This is a genomic window from Bacillus sp. FSL K6-1338 (genome assembly GCF_038006965.1).
In the GTDB taxonomy this organism is placed as follows: domain Bacteria; phylum Bacillota; class Bacilli; order Bacillales; family Bacillaceae_G; genus Bacillus_A; species Bacillus_A thuringiensis_S.
The window spans coordinates 3,482,805-3,506,906 of record NZ_JBBOWI010000001.1 but is presented as its reverse complement, the minus strand read 5'-3'; the positions used below and the strand labels follow the sequence as shown (position 1 = coordinate 3,506,906).

Below are 24,102 nucleotides of genomic sequence, written 5' to 3'. Positions count from 1 at the left end.
GAGGTTTTTTGGAAGGGAAATGGAAGTGAGCTGTCGAAGGGAGTGGAAACAGATTAAAGGTGGTGCTCTCATGAAACAAAAAGCCGTGCAGGCATGCTCTAATTGTGGTTCTCAAAACATAGGAGAAGGTGAGTTTGTCGGATATGCACAAATACGGAAAAAGGAAACGATGTTCACATCTTCACCGGTGGATGCTTATATTTGTACAGATTGCGGGAATATCCTTCTATTAAAAGTACGACATTATGAAAAGTTTAAGCAGAAGCCGTTATGATTATTGGGAAGTGGTCATATCCAACGTTGTATACGAAACGACTTATGTTAAGGAAAATGAATATGAGTGATAGTTTACATATATACGAGTATGCTACAGATAAAGAGATGACAACTTTTACTGTATGGGATGCTCATCGATCGTTATGTGACACATATAACTATGTAGAAGAAATTGTGGGTCAATATAATGAAGGGCAAGTAGCACCTCTTGGAATTGTATTAAAAGAGGAGAAAAAACTTATAGGCACGTGTGGATTTATAAAATATGATTTGGTCACACATACAGCAGAAATTGCATACGCCTTATCTCGAAAATATTGGGGAAGAGGATTAGCTACCGAGGCTGCGTTAGCTTTTTTCTACTATGGTTTTCATGATTTGTATCTTAATAGTATTGAAGCGGGATGTGATTCAGAAAATGAAGCATCTGAAAAATTAATGAAACGTTTGAATATGGAGTACGAGTGCACGATTCAAAAAAATATGTTCATTAAAGGTAAGTATCGTGACACGAAAAGATATTGTATATCTCGAGAAAGATATATGGATAAATGAAATATTTCATATTAAAAACTCCTTTAAATGAATAAGAGAGTTTTTATTTTTTTATAACAATAATTACCTTTAATTGTTATAATTGGTTATTAAAAGGTGAAGGTTTATTAACACCATATTTTTAGAAGGAAAATAGCTAAATCGTATACAAAACCGCTATATAACACAATCGCAACCGTAAGTTGACAAAGTGCAACCGTAGGAAGATAGAGATAGTGACAATGTTTACATACAATTTAGTTAAGAAAACGAAGGGGGACACACATATGGAATTTGGTGAGAAGCTTTTTAAATTAAGAAAGGAAAAGGGTCTTTCTCAAGAAGTGTTAGCTGAGAAATTAAAAACAACAAGGCAAGCAGTTAGTAAATGGGAAAACGGTCAAGGATTTCCTGAAACTGAAAAGTTAATAATGATTGGAAAGGTATTTGAAGTATCACTCGACTATTTATTAAAAGAAACTGCTGAGCAAAGTAATGAAAATGTGGAGGGCTATTACGTAAGTCAGGAAATGGCAGAAGGGTATATAGTGTATGGGCAAAAAATTTCTAAATATATTGCGCTAGGATTTAGTTTGCTCATTTTATCTACAATACCGTATTTATTATTTAAAGAAAATGCAACAATTTCGACATTCCTTGTTATTATCATTGCTGTCCTTGGAATTGGAGCAATGATGGTACCTGTAACAATAGAAGAGAGTAGATACAATGTATTAAAAAAAGAAGAACTACTATTTGATCAAAACTTTCTAAAAGAATTGACAAAAAGATATGAAGTAATTAAGAAGAAGTATGCTGCAGTAATGATCGTTGGATTTTGTTTTATAGCAGCAGGAGCGATACCATTTTTATTTGAGAAAAAGCATATCACTTCAGGAGAATTAGTACAGTATTATCCATACTGTGTTGTACTTATTGCGATTGGAATCTATCTTTTTGTTCGTGTTGTAGGAGTGTGGGAGATGTATCGGATTTTAGTAGAGAATAAAGAATATAGCAATCGTATTATTTTTAAACTAAAAAAGAAAGTGAGAGATAAAGTGGATAATTTTTAATAGGAGAAAATCTATTTTATTAAAAGCTAAGATAGGAGTGAAATGATGTCAAACATTCTGGAAATTAAAAATTTAAGTAAATCATTTGGAAGCAACGTTGTTTTAAAAGATGTTACATTCAATGTGCCATCAGGGGCAATTATTGGATTCATTGGTGACAATGGGGCAGGTAAATCAACAACATTTAAAACAGTACTAGAATTAATTTCTAAAGATAGCGGTACAGTAAAAATATTTGGTGAAGAGAATATAAATAAAGATGCCAAGAATAAGGGGAAGATTGGAGTCGTATTTGATGCTATGAATCTACCGGCTCATCTTACGATAAAGCAATTAAACAAAGTTTTTAAAAAGATGTTTGAATCTTGGGATCAAGATAATTTTTATCGATTAGTTAATACTTTTTCTTTACCTACTAATGAGAAAGTAGGTAAATTCTCGCGTGGAATGTCAATGAAACTAACTATAGCTGTTGCATTGTCGCATAATGCAAAATTATTAATTCTAGATGAAGCGACAGGAGGTCTTGATCCTTCATCTAGGGAGGAGGTGTTAGAGGAATTAAAAAGTTTTGTGAATAAAAGTAATGGTGGTATATTACTTTCTTCACATATTATGAGTGATGTAGAAAAAATAGCTAGTCACCTTATTGTGATAAAAGATGGAGAAATTTTATTGAATGAAGAAAAGGATAAGGTTTTGGACAATTATGCCATTGTAGATGTTGATGAGGAACAACTAATTTTAATCAACAAAGATATAGTTGTGGTGAAAAGGAATAATGGTTCTTATTTCAATGTACTTGTATCAGATGTGCATAAATTACCAAGTGATATTGCTCATAGAACCATCTCGATAGAAGAAATGAGTGTCTTATTAACGAGGAGTGAAAAATAAATGAAAGGTTTATTATTGACAAACTATTATCTAGTGTATCGAACTTTCTTTACGTTCATGGGAATAGCGATATTAGGAGCCGGATGCGTTTTTTATTTTGGTGATGCTTCAATGTACCGTTTAATTGCTACGTTTATTATCTTTTTTGCTGCAATTCCTGCACTTGAGGTTATTAAATATGAGAGTAAGTCGGGGTATGAAAAATATGTACTTACTTTACCGGTTACTAGAAATAATATTGTACAAAGTCACTATCTTTTCTATTTTTTAGTTGTAATTATTGGTACTTTATTATCGTATGGCATATTTTATGTACATGGTTTAGTTTCAGATACACCAATTGATGATGGTATATTTAAGAGTGTTTCTTTAGGGACGTTCATCATTCTTAATGCCGGAGCAATAGCTTATCCGCTTCTCTATGTTTTTGGAGCAGAAAAATCTGATGCTATTACAATTGGAGGCGCATGTGGGGGACTTGTTACTTATTTTGGATTACAAAGTGTAATTGGATATCTAATAGAACAATTTCCAATATCAAATTTAAATTCATCTGTATACGTTTCAATTCTATATACAACATTTGGCGTTATCATATATATCTTTTCTTATTTCATTTCGATATTTATATATCGTAAGAAGGAATTTTAATATATTTTCTCTTAGTATTTTCTGAATTATTTCCAAAGAAATAATTCAGAAAATACAGAAAAATGTCGTAATCATTTGTAGAAGTCTGTTATAATAAACGAAAAAATGAAAACGCTTTAAAGGGGGATATAACCAATATGATGATGAATGTACCGCTAACAATTAGTTCTATGATGGAAAGAGCAGAAAAACTGTTTTCAAAGAAAGAAATTGTTTCACGGACACATGATACAGTTACGACGTTAACGTATAAGCAGTTAGGTGAAAGGACGAGAAGGCTTTCTAGCGCGTTAAAAAAATTAGGAATTAAAGAAGGCGAGCGTATAGGAACGTTAGCGTGGAATCATCATCGACATGTGGAAGCTTATTTTGCTATTCCTGGTATTGCTTCTGTTTTGCACACAATTAATATTCGTTTATCTCCTCAACATATTTCATACATTATTCAGCACGCAGAAGATCACATTCTACTTATAGATGAAGATCTCGTACCACTCGTTGAAAATATTCAATCACAATTATCAACTGTACAAGCCTACATTATTATGACTGATAAAGATGAACTTCCAAATACTACGCTAGAACCTGTATATCATTATGAAAAACTATTAGAAGAAGGCGATCCAAATTTCCAATTTGTAAAAGATATTGATGAAAATACACCTGCTGGTATGTGTTATACGTCAGCGACTACAGGGAATCCAAAAGGTGTTGTATATACGCATCGTAGTACTGTACTGCATTGTATGGCACTCGGTTTAGCGGATACAGCTGCTTTATCGGAAAGTGATGCGGCGATGGCAATTGTACCGATGTTCCATGTGAACGCTTGGGGACTTCCTTTTGCAGCTACTTGGTTTGGAACTAAACAAGTTCTGCCAGGACCAATGTTTACTCCAAAAATTTTATTAGAGATGATCCAAGCTGAAAAAGTAACGATAGCAGCAGGTGTGCCGACAATCTGGCTCGGTGTATTACAAGAATTAGAAAATAATAGTTACGATTTATCTAGTATAACGAGAATATTATGCGGTGGTGCTGCTGCACCGAAAAGCGTTATTAAAGCATTTGAACAAAAATATAATGTTCCTTTCGTACATGCATATGGTATGACTGAAACAAGCCCACTCGTAACACTTGCACGTTTAAAAAGTTATGAAACAGAATTATCATATGAAGAGCAATTAGAAATCCGCTCAAAACAAGGATATCTTGTCCCTGGTGTAGAGATGAAAGTAGTCGGTACAAACGGTGAAGTGAAGTGGGATGGTACTGAGATGGGAGAGTTATGTTTACGAGCACCTTGGATTGCTGAAAGCTATTATAACGATGATCGTACTGTCGAAGGATTCCGAGACGGTTGGTTATATACTGGTGATGTTGTTACAGTTGACGAGGAAGGCTGCGTGAAAATTGTTGATCGTACGAAAGATGTTATTAAAAGCGGGGGAGAATGGATTTCCTCAGTTGACCTTGAAAATGCTTTAATGGCACATGATGCTATATTTGAAGCGGCCGTTGTTGCAGTTCCACACCCGCAGTGGCAAGAGCGTCCAGTTGCCTGCGTTGTACAAAAGGCAAATAGCACTGTTACAAAAGAAGAACTATATGAATTTTTAAAACCACAGTTTGCAAAGTGGTGGTTACCAGACGATATTGTATTTATGCAGGAAATTCCGAAAACATCTGTTGGGAAGTTTTTAAAACAGGCGCTTCGGAAAGAACTTGAGCATTTGCATAAGGAGAAATAATTGAAAAAATAATTGTAAACCTATATTCAAAATAAGTTGACAAATACTAAATAGAAAGATAATATAACTCCTATAATATGTTATCTAAAAATCGTTTTAAGTTTACAAATAGGAGAAGCAAATATGAATACAAAAAACTTAGTTTTCGTCGCTTTATTTAGTTCTATTATGGGAGTGTTAGGGTTAATACCTCCAATTGCTCTTGCTATTACACCAGTTCCGATTACATTACAATCACTCGGTGTTATGCTTGCTGGTGGATTGTTAGGATCACGTCTTGGTGCGTTAAGTCAGCTTATTTTCTTACTTATTGTTGGAGTTGGGGCACCATTACTTGCAGGTGGACGAGGTGGTCCAGGTATATTTGTTGGGCCAAGCGCAGGATATTTACTTGGTTATATTGTAGGAGCATTTGTTATTGGTTATTTAATTGAGCGTTTACGTGAAGTTTCTATTATAAAAGTATTATGCATTAATATAATTGGTGGTATTTTCGTAGTTTATGTATTTGGTATCATTGTACAAGCATTCGTAATGGATATTTCTATATGGCAGACGATGAAAGTGAGTGTCGTATTTTTACCAGGTGATTGCATAAAAGCGATTATAGCAGCAATTCTTGTAACGAAATTACATCGTTCATTGAAACATATTATTACGCCTGCTCTAAAGAGTGGGAAATATACAAATGCGGGATAAGAAAGAGAAGAAACACGTTCATTGCGTGTTTCTTTTTATTATTTTGTAAAGAAAGGACGTCTCAAATGGGGATTACAAAAGAATATAAAAAGTATGCCTCTTTACTATCAAGTAAAATAGCAATAAAGGAAAATGATCGAGTATTAACATATAAAGAGTGGTTTGAGTCAGTATGTAAAGTAGCAAACTGGTTGAATGAAAAAGAATCGAAGAATAAAACGATAGCAATTGTATTAGAAAATAGTATGGAGTTTTTACAACTATTTGCTGGGGCTGCGATGTCTGGATGGGTTTGTGTGCCGTTAGATATAAAGTGGAAAGAGGATGAGCTCAAAGAAAGAATTGCAATTAGTAATCCGGATGTGATTGTGACAGAGCGATATAAGGTAAATGATCTACCGGATGAAGAAGGAAGAGTAATTGAAATTGATGAGTGGAAAAGAATGATAGAGAACTATCTTCCTACATATAATCCTGTAGAAAGTTTACAAAATGCTCCTTTTTATATGGGATTTACATCAGGATCAACAGGAACAGCAAAAGCATTTTTACGTGCACAACAATCGTGGGTTCATAGTTTTGATTGTAATGTACATGACTTTCATATGAAAAGGGAGGATTCGATTTTAATAGCTGGGACGCTCGTTCATTCTCTTTTCTTATACGGGGCAATAAGTGCATTATATGTAGGACAAACGGTGTACATTATGAGAAAGTTCATTCCAAATCAAGTACTAGATAAGTTAGAAACTGAAAATATATCAGTTATGTATACAGTTCCGACAATGCTTGAATCTTTATATAAAGAAAATAGAGTAATAGAAAATAAAGTGAAAATTATTTCGTCAGGAGCGAAATGGGAAGCTGAAGCGAAAGAAAAAATAAAGAATATATTTCCTTATGCGAAAAGATATGAATTTTATGGTGCATCAGAGTTAAGTTTTGTAACAGCACTAGTCGATGCAGAAAGCGAAAGAAGGCCAAATTCAGTAGGAAAACCTTGTCATAATGTGCAAGTTCGAATATGTAATGAAGCAGGCGAAGAAGTACAAAAAGGTGAAATAGGAACTGTTTATGTGAAAAGTGATCAGTTTTTTATGGGATACATAATAGATGGGGTTTTAACACGGGAGTTGAATGCAGAAGGCTGGATGACAGTGCGAGATGTAGGCTATGAAGATGAAGAAGGCTTTATATATATTGTTGGTAGAGAGAAGAATATGATTTTATTTGGAGGAATCAATATTTATCCAGAAGAAATAGAAAGTGTATTACATGAACACCCAGCTGTTGATGAAATAGTTGTAATTGGTGTGAAAGATAGTTACTGGGGTGAAAAGCCCCTCGCGATCGTAAAAGGAAGTGCTACGAAACAACAATTAAAGAGTTTTTGCTTACAGAGATTATCCTCTTTTAAAATACCGAAAGAATGGCATTTTGTAGATGGAATACCTTATACAAATAGTGGGAAAATCGCTCGTATGGAAGCAAAAAGTATGATTGAAAACCGGGAGAAAATATATGAATAGAGCAGTTATTGTAGAGGCGAAAAGAACACCTATCGGTAAGAAGAATGGGATGTTAAAAGAGTATGAAGTTCAGCAATTAGTAACGCCGCTTCTTACGTTTTTAAGTAAAGGGATTGAGAGAGAAATAGACGATGTCATGTTAGGGAATATTGTGGGGCCAGGAGGGAATATTGCGAGACTATCTGCTTTAGAGGCGGGACTTGGCTATCATATTCCTGGTGTAACGATTGATCGGCAATGTGGTGCTGGTTTAGAAGCAATTCGAACTGCGTGTCATCTCATTCAAGGCGGGGCAGGTAAGTGTTATATCGCCGGGGGAGTAGAGAGTACAAGTACGTCACCTTTTCAAAAAAGAGCACGATTTTCACCTGAAACAATTGGTGATCCTGACATGGGAGTAGCGGCTGAATATGTTGCGGAGCGTTATAACATAACGAGAGAAATGCAAGACGAGTATGCTTGTCTTAGTTATAAGCGGACACTGCAAGCGTTAGAAAAAGGATATATACATGATGAAATATTTTCTTTTAATGGATTATTAGATGAATCTATAAAGCTAGAAATGAATTATGAACGAATCATTAAAAGAACAAAGCCCGCATTTTTACAAAATGGAACAGTAACGGCAGGTAATTCGTGCGGTGTAAATGATGGAGCATGTGCCGTTCTTGTAATGGAAGAGGGACAAGCCCGAAAGTTAGGTTATAAACCTGTCCTTCGTTTCGTTCGTAGTGCTGTAGTGGGAGTGGATCCCAAGCTTCCAGGGACTGGTCCGATATTTGCGGTGAACAAATTATTAAACGAAATGAATGTAAAAGTAGAGGACATCGATTATTTTGAAATAAATGAAGCATTCGCCTCAAAAGTTGTTGCTTGCGCAAAAGAGTTACAAATTCCGTACGAAAAAGTAAATGTAAATGGTGGAGCAATTGCGCTCGGTCATCCGTACGGTGCATCTGGTGCTATGCTTGTAACACGTTTGTTTTATCAGGCACAAAGAGAGTCTATGAAATATGGAATTGCTACATTAGGAATTGGAGGCGGGATAGGGATTGCGCTATTATTTGAGAAAGTAGAAGACTAGCGAGGTAACTAGTTTTCTACTTTTTGAGGAACATAAATATTGCTACCAGGCTTCGCTTTCATTTCGTTCCAAGCAGCAATCGCATCAGCTTTTGCTTTCCCTTTATTATTTGGATCTTCGAAAAAGTCACGAGTAAAGCGATTGTATTCAAATTGTGCACCGATAGTTGTTTTGTATGTAGGGTCTTTTTTTCGTTCGTTTTCTTCATGCCAAAAAGCTACCGCGTCTTCATATGTTTTTCCAACATTCTCTTTGGAAAATTTTTGAAGAGCTACTGTAAAGCGGAAGTTTGTTCCGATTTTTTCTTTGAAAAAAGCACGAACATCTTCGCTACAGCGGTGATTGTTAGTAATAATCGTTTGAAGAGAAAGGTCTTTATAAGAGAGGGAAGCTTTACGCACTTTTTGCCCAGAGCTGTTTTTTAAGACTTTCCCCGTAGTTAAATAATGTGAGATACAATCGGTTATTTCAATCTTAGAGCCGCTAGCTGGCAACCCATTCTCACGACAAAATGTTTGGAGTTCTGCTTTTAACCAATAATAGTTTTGGAAATCTTCAAGTGATATAGACTTTGTTAAAGGTGGACGCATGAATGTAACAACTACTTTCTTCCATAATTTTCTTCAATTATAAAACGTACGTTCTTTTTATGGAAGGGGTAATTTGTAAATATAATGGGAAGAGGAGATTACATATGGAAAATGTAATGCAAGTTCGTGTTACGGGAATTTTAATTGAAGGTGAAAAATTATTGCTAGTAAAGCAAAAAGTTGCTAATAGGAATTGGTCTTTACCTGGAGGAAGAGTGGAGAATGGTGAAATGTTAGAAGAGGCGATGATTAGAGAAATGAGAGAAGAAACGGGATTAGAAGTTAAAATTAAGAAGCTACTCTATGTTTGTGATAAACCGGATGCCAGTCTATCTTTATTACATATTACATTTCTACTTGAAAAGCTTACAGGGGAAATTATGTTACCCTCTAATGAATTTGATCATAATCCAATTCATGATGTGCAAATGGTACCGATTAAAGATTTAAGTCAATATGGTTTTTCGGAAACTTTTATCACTCTTATAAGTGAAGGTTTTGCAAGTGCAGGGAGTTATCAAGGCTTGAAACAAAATATTGGTTTGTAAGTATAGAGTAAGGATAGCTGTTAGCTATCCTTACTAAAAATGCTTTACACCGCCGACTGTAAAGAAGAAACAAGCTGATTTAAAAATTCATCTCCGCTCATAATTGCTCTCCCGCCACCGCGAGCACTCTTCTTATTTCCGCCACCTTTTCCTTCGATTGTAGGAAGAGCGTCTTTTAAAAGAGCATTCATATCGAGTGATACTGATTTTCCGCAAGCGAGAATACATTGTAGTTTGTCATCATTTTCGATGACGAAATACGTAATTGCATGCTCTTGTTGTTCTGTAATAATAGCGGAAAGCTTTGCGATTTCTTGCATAGAACGATTTGTAAATACTTTAGAAATAAGTATGTCAGCATGAATTTTTATGGGCTGTAGAAGTAGTTCATTTGCCTCTGCAAATAATAATTTTTCATTCATTGTTTGTATTGCTTTTTCATTTTCTTTTTGAGAAGTAAGAAGTTGTGCTACTTTTGCTGGGATATCACTCTCGCTACTGTTTAATTGTTTAGAAACATCTTTCATAATTTGTTGCTGTTGTCCCATTAATTTAAGTGTACGCCAACCAGCGATAAACGTTAAGCGTATACCACCTTTATTGCGCTCCCATCCTAGTACTTGAATAGGACCAACTTCACCAGTTCGTTTCGGATGCGTTCCACCACAGCCGTTGTAGTCAAAGTTTTCGATAATAACAACCCGTATATTTTCTGTTATAGTCGGTTCTTTACGAAGGGGGAATGTTTTCGCTTTTTCTAAGTTCATCCATTCGATATGGATTTGATGGTTTTCGAAAACAATTTTGTTGGCAATGTTTATTGCTTTTTCAACCGTTTCTGTATGAAGATTTTCTATTTCTAAATCAATTGTTACCGTTTCTTTACCAAGGTGGAATCCAATCGTAGGTATGTTAAAATGATCCCAAAAAGCAGCAGATAAAATGTGCTGAGCCGCATGTTGCTGCATATGATCAAAACGGCGCTCCCAATTGATTTTACCTTCTACTTCTTCTGTATGTAATTTTTCTACAATGAAGTGACGAATTTCCCCATGTATCTCTTCTACATTGATTACATCGATATCATTTAATGTGCCAGTATCATGCGGTTGTCCGCCACCTGTCGGATAAAATGCGGTCTCGTTTAAAACGACGTATAAGTTACCGTCTTTATCATAATCTTGCTTTATAATTTTTGTAGTAAAGTCTTGCTTATAAGCGTCAGTGTAATATAATTTTTGCTCCAATTTTCTTTCCCCTTTCGCGTTCACTAGTTTCATTGTAAAGCAATTGAAATTAGTTTCCTAATATTTCAGAAGAAAGAAACTATTTTTAGAATTTTCTTGCTATAATAAGAAAAAGAAAATGCGGGGGTGGAATGAATATGTTATATGAAAACGGCGTAGATAAACTTCTTAGTTTAAGTAAAAATATTTCTGAATTGTATCGAGAATTAAATGAAATGACCCGGATTTTAACGGATTGTAATCGAGAAAGTGTGAAGTTTGATCGGTTATATGTAAAAGAGTTACTGTGGAAGAAAGAAGATGTAATAGAGAAATATGACCAGCTACTTGTGCAACTTTGTATAAATGAATGCTTTGATTTAAAAAGTGTCATTACAGGGGAATATAAGTATACATATGAAGAAGTAGAAAACATAGTTTTACAATTTAATGAAAAGTATAATGTCGCAATCTTAATTAAAGATGTGTGTAAAGAATTACAGTTCACATATGGAATTGATATGGACATAACGAGAACAACTCGGGTATCAACAGCTCAAGTATAGAAAAAGGAAAAGAAAGCAGATCCTTTGCTTTCTTTTTTTTATGTAAGAACGGGGAGAGTAGGTTTAGTGATGAAGGGGAAGTTACAAAATATTCATCCGTTAGGAATGACAATTATAATAGGGACTTTATTTGCGAGGTTCGCCACGTCAATGAGCATTCCTTTTTTAGCAATTTATTTAACGACTGTTAAAGGTGTATCAGCTGGAATGACAGGTGCTATTATCGGAACGAGTGCACTTGTTGGTGTTTTTGCTAGTTTTATCGGAGGGAATTTATCAGATCGATTTGGCCGGAAAACGATTATGCTCTGGTCCATGATCGTTTGGATTTTTGTGTTTATAGGTTTTTCACTTGCGAATCATGTTTTAAGTTTCTTTTTATTAAACGCTTTAAATGGATTATGTAGGTCGTTTTTTGAGCCAACATCAAGAGCATTATTATCAGATTTAACGAAACCAGAGTATCGTTTACTCGTATATAATTTGCGTTACGGTGCAATCAATGTTGGAGTGGCGATTGGCCCTCTTGTCGGATTACAGATTGGAAGCGCAAAATCTACAATTCCTTTTTTAGTAGCAGCTGGAGTGTACATTCTATATACAGCTATATTAGCATTCCAATTTAAGAAGTATCCAATTGAAAAAAAGAAAATAAATACAGAAAAACCTGTCACAATGTTAAATGCAATTCGCATTTTGCGAAAGGATGTCGTATTTTTAGTTGCTTTAGTCGGTATTATTTTGAGTAATTGTGGTTTTTCTCACTTAACGACAACAGTATCTCAATATTTTGCAAATGCACATATATTTCAGGATGGAGTGAAATTATTTTCATATATGTTAGCTTTAAATGCGATTGTTGTAGTGATTATCCAATACCCTGTTATTCAAATGTGCAAAAAGTATACACCGTTAACATCAATTATGGTGGGGACTTTATTTGTAAGCGGAGGATTATTTGGCTTTGGAATAGTAGAATCTATGCTAAGTGCTGCCGTTTGTACAATTATTTTTACAATTGGAGAAGTCTTAATGTTTTCGATGACGGATGTATTTATTGATGATATTGCTATTGCGCATCTAAAAGGAACATACTTCGGTGCGATGGGCTTTTCGGGAATTGGAGCAGTAATAGGTCCGTGGTTTGGAGGAGTACTTCTCGATTACTACGGCTACCAAAATGGGTTTGTAGTATTTTCAGCACTAGCTATATTTTCAACTGTGGCATTTCCTGTGCTTTTAGTTACAAAAGGTTTATCGAAAAAAAGATATGATGCAAATTCTAATATAGAAATGCATGCGAAATAACATAAGCCCCAGTAACCAACTGGGGCTTAGTTTATATTATATTAACTCTTAATTTGAAAAAAGAACTTTTTTTTCATGCTTATCAGCAACTTCATTTTTGGAAATATGAATGGCTAAAAATCCGTTTTCTAAGCAGGCTAGCATCTTTTTATAAATGATAGTAGTAGGTAAAGGGATTGTTCGTTGTAAGGAAATGTTTTTATGAAGTATGCATATAGCTAGGCCTGTCTCTAACTTTTTAATGAGTACATTTTGTTCAGTGACATTTTGTACATCTGTTTCCAAAATATATTCTTCTTCGGTTTCGCAAAGGTCGATGTGAATTTGATTTGGAAAGCTAAAGTTACTATAAGAATCGGAACAAAATTGATCCATCCATTCTTCGAAACCATCAACATGAAAAAGACAATTCTTCTTTTTCTTGCCCATGTAAGACACCCTCCGTAAAATATCAATTCATATCATGTTATGCATGAATGAAACAGAGGTGAAGAATAAATGATGAAATACAAACATTTTATGTTGAATGTGCACGGTATGTGAATATTTTTTATTACATATCATGATGTGCATGTTTTTTTTGGCGTGAATGGTTACGGTTTTTTACTTTATGAGATCCGCTTAATGGCTCAGGTTGTCCTTTTTTTTCTTTAGATTCACGATTGTTTTTACTCATTATATGTTACACCTCCTCTTTCTTTTTAGAATGAGAGAAGTTGACGATTTTATACAAGAATGTTTTTAGAAAAAAAGGTAAAGATAAAGGGGACTAACTATTATAGAAAGGGGATTATATAATGCCATATCATAAAGATAAGCAACAAGCCTTTCAAGCGGCACAGCAAGGAGTTACACAAGCAGAAAATGCATTTAATAATATTGTGAAGAATGACCCTAACTATGGTCATGATTTAAAAGAGTTACGCCAAGAGGTTCAGGAAGCATATGAACAAATTCAAAATGCACTAGAGGTAGCTTCAGAAACACAACGTCCACAACTTGAGCAATATGAAAATAATCTCCAAAATATAATGCGAAATGTAGATCAATTAGAAAAGTAAATGAGGTTGTTGTCTATTCGACAACCTTGCTGCTTTAGTGAACGTTATGTTAAAACAGAAAATTCTTTTAATAGTTTTTTCTTTATTATGCGCAGTACATATATTTCAAGTGGAAAAAGTGGAAGCGAAAATGTTGCTCAGAAAAGAGTTAGAACCAACTGGTTATGTAACATGGGAAGTACCTAATAATGAAAAAATTATTGCAATTACATTTGATGATGGGCCAGATCCAACATATACACCGCAAGTTTTAGATTTATTACGTCAATATAAGGCTGAAGCGACATTTTTTATGATTGGATTTCGAGTTCAGCGCAATCCATATTTAGTGAACCAAGTGTTAAAAGAGGGACATGAAATTGGAAATCATACGATGAATCATTTGTATGCGAGTAATTCGTCAGATGAAAAATTAGAAAATGATATTTTAGATGGAAAGAAATTTTTTGAAAAATGGGTGAAAGAACCTTTGCTATTCCGTCCTCCTGGTGGATATATTAACGATGCTGTATTTAAAACAGCGAAAGAAGCTGGTTATCAAACTGTTCTATGGTCATGGCATCAAGATCCACGTGATTGGGCAGATCCAGGGGTTGAATCCATTGTAAATCATGTAGTGAAAAATGCTAAAAGTGGCGATATTGTATTGTTACATGATGGAGGAAATGATCGTAGTCAAACGGTAGCAGCGCTAGCAAAAATTTTACCTGAGTTGAAAAAGCAGGGCTATCGATTTGTAACGGTTTCGGAATTACTACGTTATAAACATTAGAAAAAATCCCAAAAGGAAAATAGACCTTTTGGGATTTTTCTTTACTGGTTCTTTTTACGTTTCTTATTATTTTGTCGCTCTGCTGGAGTTAAAGGCTCGTTTGCAAATTCTTCATTGTAACCAGTTCCTTGTCCTTGTGCAGATGCAACATTCATTCCTGAAATAGTATGATTTGCTTTTCTTTTACCCATTTTATTTCACCTCTATAACATTTTTTGTATGTTGAATGATGAGCAGTTCATAGTATGTATGAACTGTAAGTAAATCGCTGATAGAGCACTTTACTTTATGATAATAGTATTCATAAGGAGCATGAAAGCTATTCAAATTTAGAAACATAAAGAAAACTTATGATAATCTATAAGTTTCTTATTATTTACTTATTTAGAAAGTTGTAATAAGATATTATCGTAAGGTATTGAAAAGTTTGTCTACATTTTATATTCAGACAACTTAGTCACGTTTAACAGGGGGGAAACATAATGGTCAAACATAATCCATTTCAATCACGTGCAACTTTTGAAGTAGATGGAAAAACGTATCATTATTATGATTTGAAAGCGCTTGAAAATGCAGGGGTTGGCAACGTATCTCAATTACCATATTCCGTGAAAGTTTTACTTGAATCAGTACTTCGTCAAGTAGACGGACGTGTAATCACAGAAGAGCATGTTACAAATTTAGCGAAATGGGGAACGAAAGATGTGCAAGATATCGATGTTCCATTTAAACCATCTCGTGTAATTTTACAAGATTTCACTGGTGTTCCAGCTGTTGTTGATTTGGCTTCGCTTCGTAAAGCAATGGCAGACATGGGTGGGGATCCTGACAAAATTAATCCTGAAATTACTGTAGACCTTGTAATTGACCACTCTGTACAGGTTGATAGAGCGGGTACGGCAGACGCGCTTGCATTCAACATGGACTTAGAGTTTAAACGTAATGAAGAACGTTATAAATTTTTAAGCTGGGCACAAAAATCATTTGATAACTACCGTGCAGTTCCACCAGCTACAGGCATTGTACACCAAGTAAACCTTGAATATTTAGCACCAGTTGTTCATGCTGTGAAAAATGCTGAAGGTGACTTAGTTGCATACCCAGATTCATTAGTTGGAACAGACTCACATACAACAATGATTAACGGTATCGGCGTTCTTGGATGGGGCGTTGGTGGTATTGAAGCAGAAGCAGGAATGCTTGGACAGCCTTCATACTTCCCAGTACCTGAAGTAATCGGTGTGAAATTAACTGGCACACTTCCAAGTGGTACTACGGCAACAGACGTTGCATTAAAAGTAACACAAGTATTACGTCAAAAAGGTGTAGTTGGTAAATTTGTTGAGTTCTTCGGTAATGGACTAAAGAGTATGCCTTTAGCTGACCGTGCAACAATTTCAAATATGGCACCAGAATACGGCGCAACTTGTGGATTCTTCCCAATCGATGATATTTCATTAGAATACTTACGTTTAACAGGTAGAGATGAAGAGCAAATTCGTATTGTTGAAGAATACTGTAAAGCGAACGGTTTATTCTATACAGCAGATAGTAAAGATCCAATCTACACTGATCTTGTTGAAATTGATTTAAATACAATCGAATCTAACCTTTCTGGACCGAAACGCCCACAAGATTTAATTCCACTTTCAGATATGAAAGATGCGTTCCACAAAGCTGTTTTAGCACCAGTTGGAACACAAGGACTTGGATTTAATGAGCAAGAGTTCGATAAAGAAGTGAAGGTTACATTAGAAGATAAAGAAGTAACGATGAAAACAGGTGCAATTGCAATCGCTGCAATTACAAGCTGTACAAATACATCAAACCCATACGTATTAATTGGAGCAGGTCTAGTTGCGAAGAAAGCAATTGAAAAAGGACTTGTAGTACCTGAGTACGTAAAAACATCATTAGCACCAGGATCTAAAGTTGTTACTGAGTACTTAGATAAATCCGGTTTAACAACATATTTAGATCAATTAGGTTTCCAAACAGTTGGTTACGGTTGTACGACTTGTATCGGTAACTCTGGTCCATTAGCGCCAGAATTAGAAGAATCAATCGCAGCAAACGACTTACTAGTAACATCTGTTTTATCTGGTAACCGTAACTTTGAAGGTCGTATTCATCCTCTTGTAAAAGCAAACTACTTAGCATCACCACCACTTGTTGTGGCATATGCACTTGCAGGTACTGTTGATATTGACCTGAAAAATGATGAAATCGGTAAAGATGCAAATGGCAATGCTGTTTACTTCAATGATATTTGGCCATCAGCTAAAGAAATTGAAGATGTAGTTCAAAGCGTTGTTACATCTGAATTGTTCAAGAAAGAATATGCACAAGTATTTAACAGCAATGAGCGTTGGAATGAAATCCAAACTTCAAACGAAGCTTTATATACTTGGGATAATGATTCAACATACATTCAAAACCCACCATTCTTTGAAGGTTTATCTAAAGAGCCAGGTGAAGTTGAAACGTTATCAGGTTTACGCATAGTTGGTAAATTTGGTGATTCTGTAACAACAGACCATATTTCACCAGCAGGTTCAATTGGTAAGCACACACCAGCTGGACGCTATTTATTAGAAAACGGCGTACAACCAGTTGACTTTAACTCTTACGGTTCTCGTCGTGGTAACCATGAAGTTATGATGCGTGGTACATTTGCAAACATCCGTATTAAAAACCAAATCGCACCAGGAACAGAAGGTGGATATACAACATATTGGCCAACTGGTGAAGTAACATCAATCTATGATGCTGCTATGAAATATAAAGAAGATGGAACAGGTCTTCTAGTTGTTGCTGGTAAAGATTACGGTATGGGAAGTTCTCGTGACTGGGCTGCGAAAGGTACTAACTTATTAGGTATTAAAGCAGTAATCGCAGAAAGCTTCGAACGTATTCACCGCAGTAACTTAGTATTAATGGGTGTATTACCACTTCAATTTAAAGATGGCGAAAGTGCTGAAACGTTAGGTCTTGTTGGTAACGAGTCATTTGAAATTCAAATTGACAAAACAGTTAGACCGCGCGATCTTGTAAAAGTAGTTGCAACTGATTTAGATGGCAACGAAAAACAATTTGAAGTAGTAGCTCGTTTCGATAGTGAAGTAGAAATTGACTACTACCGTCACGGTGGTATTCTGCAAATGGTTCTTCGTGAGAAAATCGAAGAGTCAAAAGTGTCAAACTAAATAATTGAAATGAAAAATAAGGAAGCTAACAATAGTTAGCTTCCTTATTTTATGGAAAGGGATGAAACCATATGGTTTCATCCCTTTCTTTTTACTACGAAAAGTGGAGGGAACGTCATGAAAGAATATAAAAGAATATTGTGGCCGTTACGAAAAGAGAAAATATTAGTAATGGCAGCTGTATGTAGTGGGATAATTGCTGCCATTTTAAATTTATCACGCCCAATTTTCATGGGATTAATTGTAGACAATCTTATTCAAAGTGAGCTAAAAGGTGCGTATTTATATATAGCTTTGTTTGCGGGTATTCGCTTTTTAATGTGGACGAACAATCTTTTATTTGATTATATAAGTTCAAAAGCGAGTCAACGTATATTACAAACGAAACGTATAGAATTATTGCGTCACTATTTCTCATTACCGTTTGAAGAGAGTGAGAAGATCAAGCAAGGGGAGTTAGAAACTTGGGTCGTATCTGATATTCCGAACTGGATCAGATTATATGGCTTTATATTAATAGAGTATATACACGCTATTGCCCAATTTATTGGAGCTTTCATAGCACTACAACATATAGATATACAGTTTATATTGTGGGTAACTCCGTTTTTATTTTTAAGTACAATTGTTCCAATACTGATGGGAAAAAAGGTAAGAGATATTGCAAGCGTTGCTCAAAAAAATCAATCGAGTGTTGTAGAGATGGTGTCACAGTTTGTAAAGGGTATACAAGATTTACGTAGTTTACAAAAAGAAAAATGGGCTATTCGCTTATTTAAAGGAGTAACGGCACAATCTTATAAATCGGAAGTAAAGAAGACGATGATGCAACACTGCATTGGAGTAGTTGGAACAGTGATTGAAACAGGGGCATATATCGTTGTTCTCATTATAGGCGCGTAAAAAATAATGAAGGGAGAAATGGAAGTTGGCTCAATTGTTGCCGTGTTAGCCACAATTGAAATGCTCTTTTTTCCAGTCCGTTACGTTGGCGATTTATTAATGATGACACAAGTTGCAGTCGCTTCGGCAAATAGAATTTTTTCCTTTTTAGATAAACGAGTGGCAGATAGTAAGGTAGAAAGAGCGATGGGGATGACAGTAACAAATGTTTCATTTCAGGAGAATGATGAAGAGAAATGCAGAATTCATAATATTGATTTGCAAATTAATCCAGGTGAACTCGTTATTATTGTAGGAGAAAGTGGCGCAGGAAAAACAACGCTTTTAAAATTAATGACAGGGTTGTATAAACCATCTAATGGTAACATTGTTTATTATGGTGATGAGGCTCGTATGACTACAGTGTGGCAAGAACCTCGTTTCTTTCGGACGACAGTAAAAGAGAATATGTATTTCGAGGAAAAGTGTTTAGAAAACCAGTTAGAAAAAAATATTGAGCTTGTAAATGTGAAGCCGATAATTAGAGGTTTATCGGAAGGACTTCAAACTGTACTACATAAAAGCGGTGAAGAGTTTTCGGGGGGGGAAAGAAAACGTCTTGCATTATTACGTGCCATTGTTTCAAATCCGAATCTTATTATTTTAGATGAACCAACTGCGGGATTAGATCCGAGCAACCAAGAAACTATTTGGAATATGATAGAAGGATTAGGAAGAGAGGTCACGAGAATTGTGGCAACACATGATGTAGAGAAAGCGATACTAGCAGATCGTGTTGTCATAATGAAAGAAGGACGTATTGTTGCATGTGGAAGTCCTAAAAAATTAATAAATAGTCATTCGTTTTGCAAGTGATGTGAATAAAGATAAGAGTACTGCTCTTATCTTTATTCAGCATCATTTATTTGATACTCGATAGATTCTGAATGATTCAGATCAACGTTAAAGGTAGCGGTCGTAAGGAAAGTGGCAATTCCAAGAATTAAGAAAAGGACGAATGAGACTAGAGAGACGTAGAGACAAATACGCCCTACTTTCTTTTTTTTAAGGTCTTTACTAAAGAGTGAAATGATCCATGTAATAATACCGACTGGGTATAAAAGAAAACTAAGAATATATAATGTTGTTTTTTCGAATGAATTCATAAAAAATCCCCCTTTTGTTGTAGGTTTATAACTACGAGAGTAAAAAGGTGAATGGGTCCATAAGAAGATAAGCAACACTTCATTTATTTTTCTAATTATATGATAAAAAGGAAAAAATTTCACTTCAAATAAGAATATTCTAATTATTTAGACTGTGAATATTTCCAAGCTCGTCCGTATAAGCTAAAATAAGGTATATAGTATTTGGGTAATTAGGTTAATAAGAAGATAAATACGTTAGGGTGATATAAAATGTGGCGGAAGCTTACGATTATTGTAGTGTTACTTTGTTTAGCGGGATATGCAGCTTATGAACAATTTGGTAAAAAAGATCAGGCGGTACAAGGGGAGCAAGAAAAAAGTGAAGCTGCTATGAAAGAGATGATTGCAAGTAATGGTATCGAAATAGGGAAGAGTGCGCCAAACTTTGAATTAACGAAGTTAGATGGAACGAATGTAAAGTTATCGGATTTAAAAGGAAAGAAAGTGATTTTAAACTTTTGGGCAACGTGGTGTGGACCATGTCAGCAAGAAATGCCGGATATGGAAGCTTTCTATAAAGAACATAAAGAGAACGTAGAAATTTTAGCAATAAATTATACGCCTTCAGAAAAAGGTGGAGGAGTAGAAAAGGTAAGCAATTTTGTTAAAGAAAAAGGAATTACTTTTCCTATTTTATTGGACAAGAACATTGATGTGACAACAGCGTATAAAGTAATTACGATTCCAACTTCGTATTTTATAGATACAAAAGGTGTCATTCAAGATAAGTTTATTGGGCCGATGACGCAAAAAGAGATGGAGAAAAGAGTTGCTAAATTAAAATAATGGTGAAAAGGTAGAGGTGGAGAGTTCCCATTTCTGCCTTTTCTTTTTCAAGTAGTAATAACTTCATGATATGATGTAAGGAATATAAACGTTTAGAGATAAAGGAGTGTATGGAGTGGGGAATGTATCCTTACCGTTAGATTATGTTGTAATTGATTTTGAAACAACAGGATTTAACCCTTATAATGATAAAATTATTCAAGTTGCAGCAGTGAAATATCGTAATCATGAATTAGTAGATCAATTTGTTTCATACGTGAATCCAGAGCGGCCAATTCCGGACCGAATAACGAGTTTAACAGGTATTACTAATTATCGCGTTTCAGATGCACCGACGATTGAAGAAGTGTTACCTTTATTTTTAGCATTTTTACATACAAATGTTATTGTGGCCCATAATGCTTCTTTTGATATGCGCTTTTTGAAAAGTAATGTAAATATGCTAGGGCTACCTGAACCTAAAAATAAAGTAATTGATACTGTATTTTTAGCGAAGAAATACATGAAGCATGCGCCTAATCATAAACTTGAAACGTTAAAGCGAATGCTTGGCATTCGTTTAAGTTCTCATAATGCATTTGACGATTGTATTACGTGTGCCGCTGTTTATCAAAAGTGTGCAGCTATTGAAGAAGAAGGGAACCGAAAAGTAAATAAGGCTGTGCTTGATGAAACTGCGGTATACGAAGCGGTGAAAGAAATGCTTGTATGTAATAAACGTAATGTAGAATGGCTACGTTGTATGAATGTAGGAAGTTATTTAGATATAAAAGCTTTTTATCCGGTTATGAGAGTAAAGGTAAAAGGGCGAAAGAAATATGTATTAACAGAAATATTAGAAGATGATGTGAAAGAAATATGTACAAGCTTAAAATGTGAACCAGCGTTAAAAAGTGAAGTTGGTAATACGAGAATTATGCTTAATAGCTTAGAGGATGTTATGAAATTAGAAAGTTATATTTTAGAACAGTATGATTTTGTGTTACAGGCGCTTCATGATTATAAAGAAAATGAAATAAATGCAGATGAAAAGTTGAAAGAGTATTTAAATATTATGGTATGAAAAACTCCGTGTGCAATATATTGTACACGGAGTTTTTTTAGGAGTACTAAAACATAAAATTTTCTTGCAAATCTGATTAAAGAGTTTTTCGTTTGCTCATACTATGTAATAAGAAAGCGAAGGAGAGAGGGTGAACAACATGAGAAGAAGTCGCCGTAAATCGTTTGAAGAACTTGTAAATGAAAATAAACAACAATTATTAAGCGATCGTGATGCAATTGATCGCATTGAAGAGCGCATCGAAAAACGTTATGAAATGAAACTTTTTAAGCAAGCTGAATAATTCTTAACACTAGTACGATACTAGTGTTAAGGAGGCGATAGTAATGGGTAATCCGAAAAAAAATTCAAAAGACTTTGCACCAAATCATATTGGAACACAATCGAAAAAAGCTGGTGGAAATAAAGGAAAGCAAATGCAAGATCAAACAGGTAAACAACCGATTGTTGATAACGGTTAAAAAGGAGAATGTTATCATTCTTCTTTTTTGTGAGGAAATGAAAGATGAGTTTTTAGCAGTAATATGAAAAAAAGGGCTGACTTTTGTCAGCCCTTTTTCGTAATCGTGAAATTTTCAACGAGTAAACGCCAATTTTGCGGGAATGGTAAACCGATTTTCCAGTAACTAATACCACCTATACCTTGTTCTTTCATTAAATTGAATTTACTTTGAACAGACCGTGAATCTTCAAACCAAACTTCGTGTTGCACGCCGTTTTCATCAAAATAATTAAAATGAGGAGCTTGGGCTGTGAAATCATAACGAATAGGAACATTATATTTACGAGCTAGTGCAACAGCTGCGACGGAGCTAATTGCTTTTGCAGGTGGATTTCCTTGTTTAAATGGAAGTTTCCAATCAAACCCGTATAAATTTTGCCCCATCATAATTTTTTGTGGAGGCATTTGAGATTTTGCATATTGAAGTACTTCTTTCACTGGACCGATAGGAGAAATCGCCATCGGTGGCCCGCCCTGCCATCCCCAGTCATATGTCATAATGACGACGAAATCAACAATTTGCCCTTGCGCTTTATAATCATGAGCTTCGAAAAATTTGCCCTTTTGATTGGAACTTGTTTTCGGTACGAGAGTTGTGCTCAATGTGTACCCACTAGGTAAGCGTGTTTTTACATTTCGTAAAAAGCGATTATACGCCTCGCGGTCTTCAGGTGCTACACTTTCGAAATCGAAATGAATGTCTCGCATGCCATATTTTTCAGCTGTTTGCAAAATGTTAGTAATAAATTTGTTTTGAATCGTTGCGTCGCGTAAAATAACTGATGTTAGATCGGCACTGAAATTACCATTTTCAATATTTGTAATAACGAGCATAGGGATTGTTTTACCTTGCGTTGCAATATTAGCAATTTTAGCTGTTTCAGTAGGTTCTTTTAATGTGCCATCTCTTTTTGCCTCAAAACTAAAATAGGCTAAGTATGTTAAAAATGGATTGATGGCGCGTGTCGCATTAACTAAACTCTCTTTAATCGGTATAGTTGAAGGTTGTAAATAAGCGATGGATTCTACAGCTCGTTTTGTGCCTTTTGGTACATATAATTGTTGTCCGACATGGAGAATAGATTTTAAAGATAAATTATTAACTTTAGCTAAACTAGCGAGGGGGACATTATATGTTTGAGAAATTCGATATAGGCTGTCACCAGGCTGTACATAATAATTATTTCCTTTCGTATTAACGATAAGTGCCTGACCAACAACGAGCGTTTCAGCTGGATTTAGTCCATTGTCTTTTACTATTTCGTCAGGTGTTGATCCATATTTTGATGCCAAGCTATATACGCTATCACCACTACGAACAGTTACAATTTGAATCATATGCTGGCTCCTTTCAGTAAAAGATTCACTGTTTTTATTTTATTTTTGATGTTACTGTATTATGATTAAATGTATGCAAGGTAGCAGAAGTGAAAGAAGGCGAATACATATGTTTGTAGCAGAACATGAAGTTGAAATCCGTTATGCGGAAACAGATCAAATGGGTGTTGTTTACCATTCAAACTACTTAGTGTGGCTTGAGTTAGGTCGCACGAAACTTATACAAGATTTAGGTTTTTCATATGTTGAAATGGAGAAAGAAGGAATTATTTCTCCTGTGTTAGATTTACAAATTTCATATCGTAAAGCGATGCGTTATGGAGAAAAGGCAATCGTAAAAACATGGGTCGATACTGTGAGCCCGCTTCGCGTTGTATATGGATATGAAATATATAATGGTGATGGTGATCTTTGTATTACTGCAAGTACGACGAATATTTGTGCGAAAAAAGAAGGGTTCCGCCCTGTATCATTTAAAAAGTTATATCCTGAGTGGTATGCGAAATATGAGGAAATTAAGAAAAAATAAAAAAGCGTGGCAGAAGCCGC

General features: G+C 35.0%; 27 protein-coding genes and 1 pseudogene. 21 read left to right on the top strand and 7 right to left on the bottom strand.

What is annotated here, in order from left to right:
• Nucleotides 1–19 precede the first annotated feature (19 nt).
• The 9 genes from NZ044_RS17875 to NZ044_RS17835 all read left to right on the top strand — a co-directional run bounded on the left by NZ044_RS17875 (nucleotide 20) and on the right by NZ044_RS17835 (nucleotide 8,497).
• On the top strand, nucleotides 20–274 hold the full coding sequence (locus NZ044_RS17875) for a hypothetical protein (protein WP_003260719.1): 255 nt from the start codon (nucleotides 20–22) through the stop codon (nucleotides 272–274).
• Nucleotides 271–831, top strand: coding sequence for a GNAT family N-acetyltransferase (locus tag NZ044_RS17870; RefSeq protein WP_118961762.1), 561 nt, complete (start codon nucleotides 271–273; stop codon nucleotides 829–831). Before NZ044_RS17875 ends, NZ044_RS17870 begins: the two co-directional genes overlap by 4 nt.
• 266 nt (nucleotides 832–1,097) lie before the next feature.
• Nucleotides 1,098–1,886 (top strand): helix-turn-helix domain-containing protein, encoded by a 789-nt coding sequence (locus NZ044_RS17865; protein ID WP_086390005.1) that lies wholly within the window; start codon nucleotides 1,098–1,100, stop codon nucleotides 1,884–1,886.
• Nucleotides 1,887–1,931: 45 nt separating this feature from the next.
• Nucleotides 1,932–2,783 carry an ABC transporter ATP-binding protein gene (locus NZ044_RS17860; RefSeq protein WP_098505500.1) on the top strand — a complete coding sequence of 284 codons (852 nt, stop codon included), beginning with the start codon at nucleotides 1,932–1,934 and terminating at the stop codon, nucleotides 2,781–2,783.
• Nucleotides 2,784–3,434 carry an ABC-2 transporter permease gene (locus NZ044_RS17855; RefSeq protein ID WP_086390007.1) on the top strand — a complete coding sequence of 217 codons (651 nt, stop codon included), beginning with the start codon at nucleotides 2,784–2,786 and terminating at the stop codon, nucleotides 3,432–3,434. It abuts the gene before it with no gap.
• Between the two features lie 137 nt (nucleotides 3,435–3,571).
• Nucleotides 3,572–5,185 (top strand): long-chain fatty acid--CoA ligase, encoded by a 1,614-nt coding sequence (locus NZ044_RS17850; RefSeq protein WP_042595448.1) that lies wholly within the window; start codon nucleotides 3,572–3,574, stop codon nucleotides 5,183–5,185.
• A 123-nt stretch (nucleotides 5,186–5,308) separates the two neighbouring features.
• The gene (locus NZ044_RS17845; RefSeq protein ID WP_001093320.1) at nucleotides 5,309–5,884 is read left to right on the top strand and encodes a biotin transporter BioY; all 576 of its coding nucleotides are present in this window, start codon (nucleotides 5,309–5,311) and stop codon (nucleotides 5,882–5,884) included.
• Between the two features lie 65 nt (nucleotides 5,885–5,949).
• Nucleotides 5,950–7,413, top strand: coding sequence for an acyl-CoA synthetase (locus NZ044_RS17840; protein ID WP_042595444.1), 1,464 nt, complete (start codon nucleotides 5,950–5,952; stop codon nucleotides 7,411–7,413).
• A complete protein-coding gene (locus tag NZ044_RS17835) occupies nucleotides 7,406–8,497 on the top strand; it encodes an acetyl-CoA C-acyltransferase (protein ID WP_001078011.1) in 1,092 nt (363 codons plus the stop codon). Before NZ044_RS17840 ends, NZ044_RS17835 begins: the two co-directional genes overlap by 8 nt.
• 8 nt (nucleotides 8,498–8,505) lie before the next feature.
• Here NZ044_RS17835 and NZ044_RS17830 read toward each other — a convergent pair whose 3' ends face one another.
• Nucleotides 8,506–9,087, bottom strand: coding sequence for a DUF6434 domain-containing protein (locus NZ044_RS17830; RefSeq protein ID WP_149290016.1), 582 nt, complete (start codon nucleotides 9,085–9,087; stop codon nucleotides 8,506–8,508).
• Between the two features lie 104 nt (nucleotides 9,088–9,191).
• Here NZ044_RS17830 and NZ044_RS17825 point away from each other — a divergent pair, with 104 nt between their 5' ends.
• Nucleotides 9,192–9,635, top strand: a complete 444-nt coding sequence (locus NZ044_RS17825) for an NUDIX hydrolase (RefSeq protein WP_000432582.1) — start codon at nucleotides 9,192–9,194, stop codon at nucleotides 9,633–9,635.
• Between the two features lie 44 nt (nucleotides 9,636–9,679).
• On the opposite strand, the gene NZ044_RS17820 is transcribed toward NZ044_RS17825, so the two are convergent.
• Complete coding sequence (locus NZ044_RS17820; RefSeq protein WP_000435889.1) at nucleotides 9,680–10,882, bottom strand: serine-tRNA(Ala) deacylase AlaX; 1,203 nt, start codon at nucleotides 10,880–10,882, stop codon at nucleotides 9,680–9,682.
• A gap of 137 nt (nucleotides 10,883–11,019) precedes the next feature.
• On the opposite strand from NZ044_RS17820, the gene NZ044_RS17815 reads away from it, so the two are divergent.
• On the top strand, nucleotides 11,020–11,427 hold the full coding sequence (locus NZ044_RS17815; RefSeq protein ID WP_000965134.1) for a hypothetical protein: 408 nt from the start codon (nucleotides 11,020–11,022) through the stop codon (nucleotides 11,425–11,427).
• Nucleotides 11,428–11,496: 69 nt separating this feature from the next.
• Nucleotides 11,497–12,735, top strand: coding sequence for an MDR family MFS transporter (locus tag NZ044_RS17810; protein ID WP_041488172.1), 1,239 nt, complete (start codon nucleotides 11,497–11,499; stop codon nucleotides 12,733–12,735).
• Nucleotides 12,736–12,783: 48 nt separating this feature from the next.
• Here the strand turns inward: NZ044_RS17810 and NZ044_RS17805 are convergent, their stop codons facing one another.
• Both NZ044_RS17805 and NZ044_RS17800 read right to left on the bottom strand, forming a co-directional pair.
• Nucleotides 12,784–13,164, bottom strand: coding sequence for an Hsp20/alpha crystallin family protein (locus NZ044_RS17805; protein ID WP_000516758.1), 381 nt, complete (start codon nucleotides 13,162–13,164; stop codon nucleotides 12,784–12,786).
• Between the two features lie 124 nt (nucleotides 13,165–13,288).
• Entirely contained in the window at nucleotides 13,289–13,411 is a 123-nt protein-coding gene (locus tag NZ044_RS17800) for a small acid-soluble spore protein P (protein ID WP_000042142.1), read from the bottom strand.
• A gap of 121 nt (nucleotides 13,412–13,532) precedes the next feature.
• On the opposite strand from NZ044_RS17800, the gene NZ044_RS17795 reads away from it, so the two are divergent.
• Nucleotides 13,533–13,796, top strand: a complete 264-nt coding sequence (locus tag NZ044_RS17795) for a hypothetical protein (protein ID WP_001146295.1) — start codon at nucleotides 13,533–13,535, stop codon at nucleotides 13,794–13,796.
• A gap of 46 nt (nucleotides 13,797–13,842) precedes the next feature.
• A complete protein-coding gene (gene pdaB / locus NZ044_RS17790) occupies nucleotides 13,843–14,568 on the top strand; it encodes a polysaccharide deacetylase family sporulation protein PdaB (protein ID WP_000917689.1) in 726 nt (241 codons plus the stop codon).
• Nucleotides 14,569–14,609: 41 nt separating this feature from the next.
• Here pdaB and sspO read toward each other — a convergent pair whose 3' ends face one another.
• A complete protein-coding gene (gene sspO / locus NZ044_RS17785) occupies nucleotides 14,610–14,759 on the bottom strand; it encodes a small acid-soluble spore protein O (protein WP_000518060.1) in 150 nt (49 codons plus the stop codon).
• A gap of 291 nt (nucleotides 14,760–15,050) precedes the next feature.
• Between sspO and acnA the strand changes: the two genes are divergently transcribed.
• Nucleotides 15,051–17,774, top strand: coding sequence for an aconitate hydratase AcnA (gene acnA / locus NZ044_RS17780; protein WP_000238552.1), 2,724 nt, complete (start codon nucleotides 15,051–15,053; stop codon nucleotides 17,772–17,774).
• A 117-nt stretch (nucleotides 17,775–17,891) separates the two neighbouring features.
• Nucleotides 17,892–19,532, top strand: a pseudogene (locus tag NZ044_RS17775) (ABC transporter ATP-binding protein).
• Nucleotides 19,533–19,564: 32 nt separating this feature from the next.
• Here the strand turns inward: NZ044_RS17775 and NZ044_RS17770 are convergent.
• Nucleotides 19,565–19,822, bottom strand: coding sequence for a hypothetical protein (locus NZ044_RS17770; protein ID WP_001083890.1), 258 nt, complete (start codon nucleotides 19,820–19,822; stop codon nucleotides 19,565–19,567).
• Between the two features lie 252 nt (nucleotides 19,823–20,074).
• Here NZ044_RS17770 and NZ044_RS17765 point away from each other — a divergent pair, with 252 nt between their 5' ends.
• The 4 genes from NZ044_RS17765 (at nucleotide 20,075) to sspN (ending at nucleotide 22,174) form a co-directional block, all read left to right on the top strand.
• The gene (locus tag NZ044_RS17765; protein WP_000269061.1) at nucleotides 20,075–20,650 is read left to right on the top strand and encodes a redoxin domain-containing protein; all 576 of its coding nucleotides are present in this window, start codon (nucleotides 20,075–20,077) and stop codon (nucleotides 20,648–20,650) included.
• Nucleotides 20,651–20,765: 115 nt separating this feature from the next.
• Nucleotides 20,766–21,713, top strand: a complete 948-nt coding sequence (locus NZ044_RS17760; protein WP_042595436.1) for a 3'-5' exonuclease — start codon at nucleotides 20,766–20,768, stop codon at nucleotides 21,711–21,713.
• A 139-nt stretch (nucleotides 21,714–21,852) separates the two neighbouring features.
• Nucleotides 21,853–21,996: an FbpB family small basic protein gene (locus tag NZ044_RS17755; RefSeq protein ID WP_001254699.1), complete on the top strand. Its 144-nt coding sequence runs from the start codon at nucleotides 21,853–21,855 to the stop codon at nucleotides 21,994–21,996.
• Between the two features lie 43 nt (nucleotides 21,997–22,039).
• Entirely contained in the window at nucleotides 22,040–22,174 is a 135-nt protein-coding gene (gene sspN, locus NZ044_RS17750) for an acid-soluble spore protein SspN (protein WP_000527987.1), read from the top strand.
• 86 nt (nucleotides 22,175–22,260) lie between these two features.
• On the opposite strand, the gene NZ044_RS17745 is transcribed toward sspN, so the two are convergent.
• Nucleotides 22,261–23,553, bottom strand: coding sequence for a glycosyl hydrolase family 18 protein (locus tag NZ044_RS17745; RefSeq protein WP_000614855.1), 1,293 nt, complete (start codon nucleotides 23,551–23,553; stop codon nucleotides 22,261–22,263).
• Between the two features lie 109 nt (nucleotides 23,554–23,662).
• Between NZ044_RS17745 and NZ044_RS17740 the strand changes: the two genes are divergently transcribed.
• On the top strand, nucleotides 23,663–24,082 hold the full coding sequence (locus NZ044_RS17740; protein WP_000495808.1) for an acyl-CoA thioesterase: 420 nt from the start codon (nucleotides 23,663–23,665) through the stop codon (nucleotides 24,080–24,082).
• Nucleotides 24,083–24,102: the final 20 nt, after the last annotated feature.

Excerpts from the sequence above, each read along its gene's own strand:
- NZ044_RS17875 (WP_003260719.1), top strand. The coding sequence starts at position 20 with ATGGAAGTGAGCTGTCGAAGGGAGTGGAAACAGATTAAAGGTGGTGCT.
- NZ044_RS17870 (WP_118961762.1), top strand. The coding sequence starts at position 271 with ATGATTATTGGGAAGTGGTCATATCCAACGTTGTATACGAAACGACTT.
- NZ044_RS17865 (WP_086390005.1), top strand. The coding sequence starts at position 1,098 with ATGGAATTTGGTGAGAAGCTTTTTAAATTAAGAAAGGAAAAGGGTCTT.
- NZ044_RS17860 (WP_098505500.1), top strand. The coding sequence starts at position 1,932 with ATGTCAAACATTCTGGAAATTAAAAATTTAAGTAAATCATTTGGAAGC.
- NZ044_RS17855 (WP_086390007.1), top strand. The coding sequence starts at position 2,784 with ATGAAAGGTTTATTATTGACAAACTATTATCTAGTGTATCGAACTTTC.
- NZ044_RS17850 (WP_042595448.1), top strand. The coding sequence starts at position 3,572 with ATGATGATGAATGTACCGCTAACAATTAGTTCTATGATGGAAAGAGCA.
- NZ044_RS17845 (WP_001093320.1), top strand. The coding sequence starts at position 5,309 with ATGAATACAAAAAACTTAGTTTTCGTCGCTTTATTTAGTTCTATTATG.
- NZ044_RS17840 (WP_042595444.1), top strand. The coding sequence starts at position 5,950 with ATGGGGATTACAAAAGAATATAAAAAGTATGCCTCTTTACTATCAAGT.
- NZ044_RS17835 (WP_001078011.1), top strand. The coding sequence starts at position 7,406 with ATGAATAGAGCAGTTATTGTAGAGGCGAAAAGAACACCTATCGGTAAG.
- NZ044_RS17830 (WP_149290016.1), bottom strand. The coding sequence starts at position 9,087 with ATGCGTCCACCTTTAACAAAGTCTATATCACTTGAAGATTTCCAAAAC.
- NZ044_RS17825 (WP_000432582.1), top strand. The coding sequence starts at position 9,192 with ATGGAAAATGTAATGCAAGTTCGTGTTACGGGAATTTTAATTGAAGGT.
- NZ044_RS17815 (WP_000965134.1), top strand. The coding sequence starts at position 11,020 with ATGTTATATGAAAACGGCGTAGATAAACTTCTTAGTTTAAGTAAAAAT.
- NZ044_RS17810 (WP_041488172.1), top strand. The coding sequence starts at position 11,497 with ATGAAGGGGAAGTTACAAAATATTCATCCGTTAGGAATGACAATTATA.
- NZ044_RS17805 (WP_000516758.1), bottom strand. The coding sequence starts at position 13,164 with ATGGGCAAGAAAAAGAAGAATTGTCTTTTTCATGTTGATGGTTTCGAA.
- NZ044_RS17800 (WP_000042142.1), bottom strand. The coding sequence starts at position 13,411 with ATGAGTAAAAACAATCGTGAATCTAAAGAAAAAAAAGGACAACCTGAG.
- NZ044_RS17795 (WP_001146295.1), top strand. The coding sequence starts at position 13,533 with ATGCCATATCATAAAGATAAGCAACAAGCCTTTCAAGCGGCACAGCAA.
- pdaB (WP_000917689.1), top strand. The coding sequence starts at position 13,843 with ATGTTAAAACAGAAAATTCTTTTAATAGTTTTTTCTTTATTATGCGCA.
- sspO (WP_000518060.1), bottom strand. The coding sequence starts at position 14,759 with ATGGGTAAAAGAAAAGCAAATCATACTATTTCAGGAATGAATGTTGCA.
- acnA (WP_000238552.1), top strand. The coding sequence starts at position 15,051 with ATGGTCAAACATAATCCATTTCAATCACGTGCAACTTTTGAAGTAGAT.
- NZ044_RS17770 (WP_001083890.1), bottom strand. The coding sequence starts at position 19,822 with ATGAATTCATTCGAAAAAACAACATTATATATTCTTAGTTTTCTTTTA.
- NZ044_RS17765 (WP_000269061.1), top strand. The coding sequence starts at position 20,075 with ATGTGGCGGAAGCTTACGATTATTGTAGTGTTACTTTGTTTAGCGGGA.
- NZ044_RS17755 (WP_001254699.1), top strand. The coding sequence starts at position 21,853 with ATGAGAAGAAGTCGCCGTAAATCGTTTGAAGAACTTGTAAATGAAAAT.
- sspN (WP_000527987.1), top strand. The coding sequence starts at position 22,040 with ATGGGTAATCCGAAAAAAAATTCAAAAGACTTTGCACCAAATCATATT.
- NZ044_RS17745 (WP_000614855.1), bottom strand. The coding sequence starts at position 23,553 with ATGATTCAAATTGTAACTGTTCGTAGTGGTGATAGCGTATATAGCTTG.
- NZ044_RS17740 (WP_000495808.1), top strand. The coding sequence starts at position 23,663 with ATGTTTGTAGCAGAACATGAAGTTGAAATCCGTTATGCGGAAACAGAT.